Genomic DNA, 10,887 nt, shown 5'->3' on the forward strand with positions numbered 1-10,887 from the left:
TTACGCGTTCGCTTGTTCTACACAGTCATCGAGGAATCCTTCGATTTCCCCGATTGACTTTCCGTTCTCGTACATCCACTCGATGATTTGCTTTCCGTGGTCAATTTTGTTGTACGCACTAACCGATTTAACTTCATACTCCTGCGCTACCAGCCTATTCACCTCCCTTTCAATATCACAATACTTGGAGACGTCTTCTTCAGAGATTGGAATGGATAGCACCTCACCTATCGCATCAGGATGATAATAATTTTCAATTTCTCTGCGTTCCAACACATGGCACTCAATACCCTCTTCAGCTGATTTCTCTTTTATCGACTGAACTTCCCCCTTCAGGTCGTCATCTGCGTTCTTCCTGTCACTGTCAAACAGGAAGGCAAAATTCCGATTGATCTTTTTGAGCTTCTTTGGCTCACAATGACGCATATTCCCGGTACCACCGAGATGTTGTATCGTGATATTGTGCTCCTTCCAATCCTCGACATACGCTTCCGAAAGTGCTTCAAGGACTTTCACATCTGACGGCCCCTCGACGTAGATTACGAAGTCACTCTGGAGGATGTCGCTATTTCGTGCCCCGATCTCGTCGACGGCTTTGAATGCATCTTCCTCAACATGCTCGAAGGATGTGACACCGGATTCACGACGCGTGAGGTACATTTCCGCATCCGCCCGGTTATCGATAAATACCTGCGAGTGCGTGGTTATCATCACTTGGCCACCGCTGTCAGCGATACTTCGCAAGGCATCCAGCATCTTCCGTTCAGCTGATGGATGGAGGAAGTTTCCCGGCTCCTCGAAAAGGAGCATGTACCCCTCACCAACTTGAAGGTCAACGTAGGCCTGCATCATCGACAGAAGGAGAAGACTGCCTACACCCGATCCCCGCTCTCGAACGTCGATGCTCTCGGAGAGATGCTTGTCTTCAAGGTGTATCTTAGGAGAAATCGCCTTGCTGATCTGGATACTCCCGGGGCTCATATTCACCTTCTCAACATCAGCTAGATGTGACTGCATATACTCTGTTAACCGATCCCCGATTCCCTCGGATGTTTCCTGAAGGGAATCTTTGAGTTCCTCAATCTGCTCGTCGATCTCGTCGTGAAGACCACCACCCTTTAGCACCGGCATGAGGAGCTTGTTCAGGAAGGTACCGCCCTTCAGCTTCGTCTCCTCATTCACATCACGTTCCGCGAAGATCGGGAGTGGCTCAGGAAAATACTCCCATATGAAATCACGAGACTTCGCTTTGTACAGTTCGTCACCATCGACGACAACCGCCCCTTTGGCCATCTTCTCGCCATTAACGTAGGTTTCGGCTCCCGGCGTCGTTCCCTCCCTCCTTGTGAATTCCTTCTTGATCGTGAACTTTTCGTCCGCATCAGGAAGGTAGTCATCAGAGAGGGCGTCTTTGAGTTCAGATGGTACCTCTGCAAGCCTTGCGATGAAGGAAATCGACTCGGCCTCTCGCTTATGGAAATGGTCGTTGTCTGGTTTATCTCCCTCAAGAAAGATGTGGAGGGCTTCGAGGAAAGATGATTTGCCAGCATCATTCTTCCCGATGAACGTCGTCATATCACCGATATTGATCGGCTCCGAATCTTGGATTGGTTTGTAATTCTCCACCTCAAATGTATCAATTGTGATTACCGCCATCAGGAATTACGACATCTCATGAAAGCGCCATAACTCTTCGGTAGCGGCCTGTGGGCCATCTCAACTTGACCGTGGATTATGCTTGAATGACTAGAGATGACAGCAGTTATTCTGGATAGTATTCCAGCTGGTCACGGTCGTAACGGTCAAGTCGACCGATGAGGTTCTCCCGAACGTTAGCCACAGAGTCGCTATCGAAGTGAACGAAGGATTCCCCATCTTCCGTCTGTTCGTCGTTCAATTCGTCAATTACATAGCTATCGAACTTCCCTCGGATACGAGCATCGCGAAGAGCCCACCAGTACTCGTTCAGAAGTTCATAGAGTTCGACCACTGCTCTGAATTCCATGAACACTAGTTTCTGGTCAGGTGCCTCTCCATCAGTATAGGCTAAGATGTTCTCTTGGACGTGCCCAGCGATACGGGAGAAATCATTTCCGTCGAAATTCTGTGAGATTAGGAGATGGGCCGACAGACCGTTATCTCCCGTCTTGTTCTCGATCGCCTCTCGCTCATCTTCGGTTAGGATGTAACGTGTTGCCTGATCTTCCTCCTCCGAGCCGAGGTCGTATCCGTCTTCACGATGAGATAGCTTCGCGTCATAAGTCGCCACGTAGTAGTCACTCGGGTCTTCCTCTGGTACGATAAGCACCCCATCTGCTTCCCGCTCACCAATTCGTCCCCACCGCTCTGTCTGTGAGTAAAGTCTCTTCAGAAGGTAGAAGAGGTGTTTCTCGAAATAGCTGTCATTAGAGGGGTCGTATATCTCTTCCAATTCATCCTTGTTTTCGTGCATTGGCCCCAGCTCGTCGACGAGCCCGTAGTATTCGCCCGCCTCTTCGTGAGCCTCACTTGCCTTACTGATGAGCCTATCTTTGACACCAACAATAGCATTGTGCAGGGCATTTCCGACGAGTGCGTCGAGATTGTCTGCCGTGATGATGTCGTAGAGAGGAAGTCGACCATATCCTTCGTCGTCTGCAGAGGCAGATTGCCCGTAGGTTACGTAGATACACTGCAGGAGATAGTCGTTGACAGTACCCGGACGTGGATGGTTGCCGTGAGGAACCACATCGACCTCTTGATACGAACTGGTTGTACGACGTCCTTCTGAGTCAGTCAACGAAAACGAAGTTTCTACGATTTTCCGGTTCGCCATCTCCCGGTCTCCCACTTCCCATCCAGAGAAATCACGTTTCGGATGTGCTGGAGAGATGTCGTCCAGCCGGTTCTGGATATACGTAGCAACACTCGTGTTGTTGACCTCGACCACGGTTTCCTCAACAGACTCAGAGAAGTCTTCTGCTCCACACTCCACACACTCTGACTCTGAAGCGGAATTCTTCTCCGAACAGTGTGAACAGGTCTTGAATTCCTCGACTTCTGTACTGACCAGCGCGTTACCAGTTGCGCCTACGTTGCCTTCCAGCACATCCTGAACCTCATCACTCAACTCCTCGTAGTAATTCTCGTATGCAGTCCCTCGTTCGGCGAGAATCCGATTAAATAGGTATTCCTCGTCTTGTGAGCCATACTCGTAGATTTTCTCGAATTCGATACCCGTTACAGCAGTAAAACCTTGCTTGAAGCGACTGCGCTGTTCGTCCAGTTTATGATTGGTCTTGAGTTCGAATTCGACTCCGTCGACACCGTGGGTGAGTTCAACACGGAACTTGCCACCGTGACGAATGTCTTTGAGGTACAGCTTATTGACTTCAGAAATTCCGTCGAAGGAGACAAGATTCTCGTTCCGCAGCGAGTGGATGTCTCTGTATATCGACCGTTCGTTCTTCACCCGTAATCTAGAGTTCTCGGGGAGTTCGGATTCTGCAAAGTCGACGCCCACTACACGGAACTCCTCGTTATCTTCGACAAGGAGGTTCTCTACCTTGCCGACAATTGGTTCTTCTGCCGGTTCCGGCTGCCGCTCTTGGAGATCGTCGTCTGAGCGTAACCGCGTTACGACTTTCTTCCGATCCGACTGGCGACCTCGAACCTCGAATGACTCTTCGTATTTCCGAACGACAACCGGTTTCGTCTGCAGATACCGTCGTGCGACGATTTCACCATCGTCTACCTCCTTTCCAATTGTAGGCTGCCCCGGCCACAGAAGGTCGAACTCGTTGTTGATCGTCTCCTGTACGAGGTTCTCTTCGTCATCAACTAAATCGAGTTCCGTTAGATGGTCAGCATCGCTCTCGAATACCTCACCTTCCTGATTCTGAATCCAGATATACTCCACATACACTTCGTTCAACAATCTTCTCGCGTTATCATCGTCAGCCGTCAGGACTCTTTGTTTAAATTCGCTGATGGAGTCATGTTTGTCCTCGATGACGCGTTTCTTTCGCCGAATAAATACCTCCAGAAGTGCGCCTTCGAATGATTCGGGGCCTTCTGAATCTTCCTCTTGTCCATCTGTCTCACTCTGCGGATCTCCCTCCGAAGTTGAACCCCCTTCGTCCTCCCCGGTCTGAACCAATTCTCGCGCTTCCTCGTAATCAACGTCGATCTTGTACCAAAATTCAGGTTCATCGAAGACCAGTGGGATCGTAGCCTGTTGAGACATGAAAGTCAGTTATTACCATGTTTCAAGATGCCAGTATCAAATAGATGTCGGGAGGAGTACTCGTTCTCCCAGTACGTAGTAGCGAAGTTAATAAATCGATGCACGTTACATCCATTTACAGGCCGAATAACACGTTCGCTATTCTCTAATTACTCATGCAAGCGAAACAGACTCTCCCCGACGCCGCGAAAGACACCATCCGAAGCGAGTTCGACCGGGCCGAGTCGTCTGACCCGATCGTCCTCTGGTGGGACGACGGGAACTACCTCGAGGACATCATCGAGCAGGCCTGCGACGAACTTGGTGTTCACCTGAAGGTCGCCAAGGAAACGCCGCTGGAACTCCGTGCCGATCCAGTCGACGGCGAACAGGTCTGGTACGTCCCACACCTCAAAGAGCCCGAAGACGTCGAGGGCGACTTCGACTGGTTCCGCGACGTCGAGCACACGGGCGGCGAGGTGGAGATGAGCATCGAAGACCTCACCGTCCACGCGTTCGAGCGCGGGCAACTCGATGCGTGGGAGCTGAACACGGCGACGCAGGCGGACGACCCCGCAAAGCGCCGCGAGATCGCGCGCATCCTCCACGACCAGCTCACCGGCGGGCAGCTCCCGACGCTCGAACAACTCCGCACGCAGATCGTCACCGGCGGCTACACCGACCCGGTCGCATTCGTGCTGGAGAACGGCTGGGGCGACATCGACGACAGCCCCGACACCATCGAGCAGATGCAGGACTTGCTGACTAGCGAAGGCGTCGACGCAGTCGCAAGCGACGACGAACCCGTGGGGATCGTCGCGGCGACGCGTCGATGGGCCGTCGCCGAGTGGCTGATCCACGCCGGCGCCGACGCCGAACGCTTCCCGAGGGAGTTCCGCGCCGAGACGGCCGGCGATCACGACCTGCCCGAGCTCAAGTCGCTTCTAAACAACACCACCTCGGCCAGCCTCCTCGCCGACCGCTACCTCGGCGAGGCGATCTGGCCCGACATCCTCGCGGACGTCGACGACCCGTGGGAACTCGCGGACTGTATCGTCGACGCCGCGCTCGAACGTCGCCTCTGGGAGGAGTGGCACGCGTCCTTCGACGCCGGCGACTACGAGACGTGTCTCGAGCGCGCCGAGGAGCGGCACGACGCTCTGCTCGGGAGCGAGGACTTCCGCGGCAACTACCGAGGGGCCTTCGGCCCGGACAGCCCGTGGACGCGGACGTGGGAACAAGCCGCGGAGATCGCTCGGCTCGCTCACCAACTCGAGACGTGGGACGAGAGCGCCACTGACGACGTCGTCTCGCTGTACGCCGACCCGGACGACGGCACGTGGCAGATCGACAACGCGGTGCTCAACCTCGTTGTCGCGGGAGAGCCCGAGACCGACCTCCCCGACGATCATCCCGCGACCGCCGCGCTCGACGACCTCCGTACCCAGCTCCAGTCAGAATACGTCGAGTACCTCGAAGACCTCGGCGACCTCGTTACGGAGACCGTCGAGGCCGGCGCTCCGTTCGTCGACGAGGATCACTCCTACCAGTTCTTCACGAAGGAGTCCGACGGCCTCGAAAGCGGTCAGACGGTCGCGCTGTTCGTCATCGACGCCCTTCGACTCGATCTCGCTCGCCGACTCGCGGACGAGTTGCGCGACTACGTGGCGACACTCCCGGCCGACGCCCCCGAGTTCGCCGTCGATGAAGACGTCTGGCTCGGAACGCTTCCCTCGGAGACCGAGTTCGGGAAGGCTGCGCTCACACCGGGCGAGATCCAGATGTTCGACGTCTCGCTGGTCGACGGCGAGTTACAGCCGCTTCGAAACAACCGTCGGGTGACGACCAACCGCCGCGAGTCGCTGTTGGGCGGCGACGGCTGGACGGTCACTCGCGAGGAGGACGACGGCTGGCAGTCGACGCGTGTTGCCTACTTCAAGAACGACATCGACGACATCGGCGAGAAGGAACTCAGCGACCTCGAGGCGATGCTGGCCCGACGCGTCGACTCGCTCGCGGAGTTCATCGGCACGAAACTCGAACAGGGCGAGTGGGATCAGGCCTACGTGCTGACCGATCACGGGTTCGTCCTGCTTCCGGACAACGCGTCGCCGGAGAAGATCTCGCGGCCTGCGGAAGCGTCCGACTCCGGGCGCCGATGGATCGCCGGGGAGGATGTAGACGAGGATTCGCCCGGCGTGCTACTCGACTCCAGTTCCCGACTGGGGTACCTCGACGCCAACGTCAGCGTCCTTGCGAGCCCACTCAAGCGGTTCAGAAAGCAGGGACTCGGTGACGCGCGGTTCTATCACGGCGGACTGCTCCCACAGGAGTTCGTGCTTGACTTCATTAGCATCACACAGGGCTAATCTCTCGAAACTTCTCATCTATGTCATCACAGGAAATAGAAGAAGCGACCACCGAAATCCGAAATCACATCGTTGATTTTCTGACGACGCTCGACAACCAGATGGACGAGCCGCGGCTTAGTGAGATCGTCGAAGCAGACGGCACACTTCAGAGTGAGAATCTTGGCCAAACACCCGAGCGGTGTGTCGAAGATGCTCTCATCTGGCCGATTCTGGAGACGCTCGGCTACGAATATACACCACGGCCGTACTATCCCGTCGGTGACAGCGATGAACAGCCGGATTTCCGCATCGACAATCTCTCTGAAACGGTTATCGGGGAGAACAAATCGGCCAACAACTTCGAAACCGCGCAGAATGACATCGAGGGTTACCTCGACTCACGCCGATACGAGTACGGACTCTCGACTGACGGATTCCGATGGGGAATGTACGCCGTCGAAACGGATGAACGCGGTCGAGCAGACCTCGTCACCGTCGTCGAAGAACAGAACATCGCACCAGCGGTACGACGGATTGCCCGCAATCAAGGATTAGTCAGCTACACCGAAGAACTGCAGGAAAACGGTACCGTCGAAGGAGTGTTGGGGGACTTCTACCAGACATTCAATCACTACGGTATCCGGCGAGCTATCGGGGGACTGACCGAGTTTTACGACCTCTACTTGGAGGTGACTACCGGCGGCGGTGAATACCAGCATCTGGATGCAGCCCTCGTTGACGCGATCGAGCAGCCGCCAGATGCCTCAAAGTCTGAGAAACTGGCCTTCGCAACACTACTCGTTGACCGACTCGCCTTTGTGAAACTGCTGGCAGATCGTGGTATCCTCGACCGCGTCGCGCTCCACGCTCAGTGGAGCGAACATAATCAGGGTCTCAATCGGTTCCGGGGCAGCTTCTACTCTCAATACCTCCAGCCGTTGTTCTACGATGCGCTTTCGACCCCAAAACAGCAGCGCGATGCCGAACTTCCAGAGATGTTCAGCGACGTACCGTACCTCGGCGGAGGATTGTTCGAGTCGATACTCCCGTCCGAGCGTGCCTTCGACGTTCCAGATTCGGTAATGAAGCCAGTCCTCACGCAATTCATCGAGAACGAAGAACGGACGTTGGTCAACGAAGCCGCCGCGGGTTCCATTCTGGAGACGTACACCGAGGAGTTTGAAAGTCGGGAACTGGCTGGACAGATACCGCAGTACTACGCCGACATCGTAGATGCCTACGGTGCAGAAATTGAGTATGTTGAGTCAGAGATCGAACGTACCCTGCGGTCGTTCGCCGCTACGGAGGCTCGATAATGCGCGGACTGGCAATCTTGAAGACGGCGTGCGGTCTTGACACAGACATCACTCGATGACGAACTCTACCCAGTTCTCTCCGGGGCAGCGGGTAATCCTCAACGGAGCACCGGCTGAAGTCATCAAAACCCAAACGGTCGGAGAGATCGAGTACCTGAGAGCATACATCGACGGCGAGGGCGCCAAGACGATCTGTCTCGAAGACGTCGAGATTCAACCGCATCGATCCGGGATCGAGGAGCTGTCCAACCAGCGAATCGATGATCTTCATCCCGATCACGATGCAGTCTCGGCACAGTGGTTCGACCTCCACACGCAGGCGACGAAACTCAAGCTCGCCCACGAGCAGGGACAGCTCCTGAGCATCTCGAACTCGCTCGTTCGACTGGAGCCCTACCAGCTCGACGCCGTCAACTGGGTGATGCAGAAGCTTCGCCAGCGGGCACTCATCGGGGACGACGTCGGGCTCGGGAAAACGATAGAGGCCGGACTCATCCTGAAGGAACTCGCCGCCCGGAATCGCGCCGACCGCGTCCTGTTCGTCGTTCCCGCTCATCTCCAAAAGAAGTGGATTCGGGATATGGATCGCTTCTTCGACGTCGATCTCACCGTCGCAGACCGGGCGTGGGTCGAAGGTGAGCGCCGACGGCTCGGCGAGGAGGCCAACATCTGGAACCAAGACCAGCAACAGCTCGTCACCAGCATGGCGTTCCTGCGACAGGACGAGTTCCGGCCCGCACTCCGGGACGCGTTCTGGGACGTCGTCGTGGTCGACGAGGCACACAAGACGGCAAAGCGGGGTGACTCGCCGAGCAAGACGGCAAACATGGTCGATACCGTCACGGGGAACTCCGACTCGCTGCTGCTTCTCAGCGCGACTCCTCACGACGGGAAGGGCGAGGCGTTCCGCTCACTCGTCGAGTATATCGACCCGTTCCTCGTCGCCGAGAACCGGGAACTCTCACAAGAGACAGTCGACCGCGTAATGATCCGCCGTGGGAAGACCGACATCTACGACGAGGATGGTGAACGCGTCTTCCCAGACCGAGAGGTCAACTCGGTATCGGTCTCGATGACGCACGACGAGCGGCAGTTCTACCGCGCGGTCACTGACTACGTCAAAAACGTCTACAACCGCTCGGAGAAGCTGAACGAACCCGCGGTCGGGTTCGCGATGGCCCTCATGCAGAAACGGCTCGTAAGCAGCGTCGGCGCGATTCACGCGACGCTCCGTCGACGACTGGACGACCTCCTCGGCGAGGAGGCGGAAACTGATGGCCTTTCCGAGGAAGCGCGAGCCTACCTCGACGGCGAGGATTTGGACGAAGACGACAAGCAACACGCGGAAGACGAGATTGCCGGCTTGACCGTCACCAGCACCGACGAACAGCTCCAAGAGGAGATCGATACGCTCCGTGACCTCGTCTCGCTGGCTGAGGATTTGCCGGTCGACTCTAAGGCCCAGAAGGTCAGACGGTTCATCTCCCAACTCTTCGAGGAACAGCCGGACGAGAAACTCCTGTTGTTCACTGAGTACCGAGACACGCTCGACTACCTCCTCGAGTACGTGCAGGACGAGCCGTGGGCGGACGAGATTCTCGTGATTCACGGTGACGTGGACAAGGAAGAGCGGGCGCGGATCGAAGACGAGTTCAACCACGGCCAGTCGCGGCTCCTGTTCGCGACCGATGCCGCGAGTGAGGGGATCGACCTCCAGCACAGCTGCCACATCATGGCCAACTACGAGCTTCCGTGGAACCCGAACCGACTCGAGCAACGGATTGGGCGCATCCACCGCTACGGACAGGAGGAGGAGGTCAAGGTCTGGAACTTCCTCTTCGACGATACCCGCGAGAGCGAGATCTTCGAGATGCTCCAAACCAAGGTCGAGGAGATCCGCTCCCAGCTCGGAAACACGGCGGACGTGCTCGGCATCCTCGACGACATCGACGTGGATTCGCTCATCATGGAGTCCATCGAGAACGACGAACCGCCGAGTGCGACCAAAGAGGAACTCGAGGAGATGATCGAAGAGCGTCAGCGGACGCTCGAGGAATGGTACGAGCGGAGCCTCGTCGATACGAGCACGTTCGACGCGGAGAGTCGTCGGCAGATTCAGGAGGTCGTTGACGAGTCAGAGGATGTCTACGGGAGCGAGGGCGACATTCGCGAGTTCTTCGAGCGAGCAGTCGAAGCCTTCGGAGGCGAATTCGAGAAGCGCGGTACCAATCTCTATCAGGCCGAGTTGCCGGACGGGATCAATTCGCCCGGCCAAGATTCGACGTTTGGCCCGTTCACGTTCGACCGCGACTTCGCGATGGATCACGAGGACATCACCTACCTCGCCCCTGACACGGACGTCCTGCAACGGCTCATGGCACGCGTGTTGGAAGACGAGCGCGGTGAGGTCGGACTCAAACTGCTTCCGTTCGTCGATACGCCGGGTATCACCTACAACTATCGCGTGGCGTTTGAAGACGGCACCGGCGACGTGATTCGCGAGGAGACCATCCCCGTCTTCGTGGATGCTGCACAAGAGGACGCTCAGCAGGCGCTCGGTGAACGCGTTGTCGAGGGCGACTCCATAGCAGCAAAGCCCGATGTCGACGACCTTCGGACGGTACTCGACACGCAAGCCGACTTACGGATGGCTGCCGATCACTATGTGAGCGTGCGGGTCAACGAGATCAAGACCCATCTTCAAGAGAAGCGCCACGAGGAAACCGCTCGGGAGCTGGAGAACCTCGAGGAATACGCACAGGCGGAACGAGAACGGATCGAGTCCTTCATCGAGGAGTACGAGCGCAAGGCCGACGCTGGCTCGGATATGGCCATCGCGATCCGTGGCCAACAGGAACGTCTCGAACAACTCGAAGAGCGAATCGAGACACGTCGCCGTGAATTAGAACGTCGAGATCAGGTCATCTCACTGGCGCCCGAGGTTGAGAACTACTGTTTGACTCTCTCATTATGAGTATGTATGGAGCTTTAGCTAGTGCCGATTCAAACGTGAATG

The 10,887-nt window shown here is 56.4% G+C and carries 5 protein-coding genes; 3 read left to right on the forward strand and 2 right to left on the reverse strand.

The genetic code is table 11. The features are described 5' to 3' along the window. Nucleotides 1-1,656: an ATP-dependent nuclease gene (locus NP511_RS21605; protein ID WP_049967091.1), complete on the reverse strand. Its 1,656-nt coding sequence runs from the start codon at nucleotides 1,654-1,656 to the stop codon at nucleotides 1-3. 106 nt (nucleotides 1,657-1,762) lie between these two features. Further along, a complete protein-coding gene (locus NP511_RS21610) occupies nucleotides 1,763-4,225 on the reverse strand; it encodes a hypothetical protein (protein ID WP_049967090.1) in 2,463 nt (820 codons plus the stop codon). A gap of 155 nt (nucleotides 4,226-4,380) precedes the next feature. On the opposite strand from NP511_RS21610, the gene pglZ reads away from it, so the two are divergent. From pglZ to NP511_RS21625, 3 genes are read left to right on the forward strand one after another with little or no spacing between them, the layout of a single operon-like run. After that, a complete protein-coding gene (gene pglZ, locus NP511_RS21615; protein ID WP_049967089.1) occupies nucleotides 4,381-6,573 on the forward strand; it encodes a BREX-5 system phosphatase PglZ in 2,193 nt (730 codons plus the stop codon). A gap of 20 nt (nucleotides 6,574-6,593) precedes the next feature. Next, nucleotides 6,594-7,871: a hypothetical protein gene (locus tag NP511_RS21620; RefSeq protein ID WP_049967088.1), complete on the forward strand. Its 1,278-nt coding sequence runs from the start codon at nucleotides 6,594-6,596 to the stop codon at nucleotides 7,869-7,871. Nucleotides 7,872-7,926: 55 nt separating this feature from the next. Then, nucleotides 7,927-10,845: a helicase-related protein gene (locus NP511_RS21625; RefSeq protein ID WP_049967087.1), complete on the forward strand. Its 2,919-nt coding sequence runs from the start codon at nucleotides 7,927-7,929 to the stop codon at nucleotides 10,843-10,845. Nucleotides 10,846-10,887 lie beyond the last annotated feature (42 nt).

Origin of the sequence: Natrinema thermotolerans, assembly GCF_031165565.1 — an archaeon.
GTDB classification, from domain to species: domain Archaea; phylum Halobacteriota; class Halobacteria; order Halobacteriales; family Natrialbaceae; genus Natrinema; species Natrinema thermotolerans.

Excerpts from the sequence above, each read along its gene's own strand:
- NP511_RS21625 (WP_049967087.1), top strand. The coding sequence starts at position 7,927 with ATGACGAACTCTACCCAGTTCTCTCCGGGGCAGCGGGTAATCCTCAAC.
- NP511_RS21620 (WP_049967088.1), top strand. The coding sequence starts at position 6,594 with ATGTCATCACAGGAAATAGAAGAAGCGACCACCGAAATCCGAAATCAC.
- NP511_RS21610 (WP_049967090.1), bottom strand. The coding sequence starts at position 4,225 with ATGTCTCAACAGGCTACGATCCCACTGGTCTTCGATGAACCTGAATTT.
- pglZ (WP_049967089.1), top strand. The coding sequence starts at position 4,381 with ATGCAAGCGAAACAGACTCTCCCCGACGCCGCGAAAGACACCATCCGA.
- NP511_RS21605 (WP_049967091.1), bottom strand. The coding sequence starts at position 1,656 with ATGGCGGTAATCACAATTGATACATTTGAGGTGGAGAATTACAAACCA.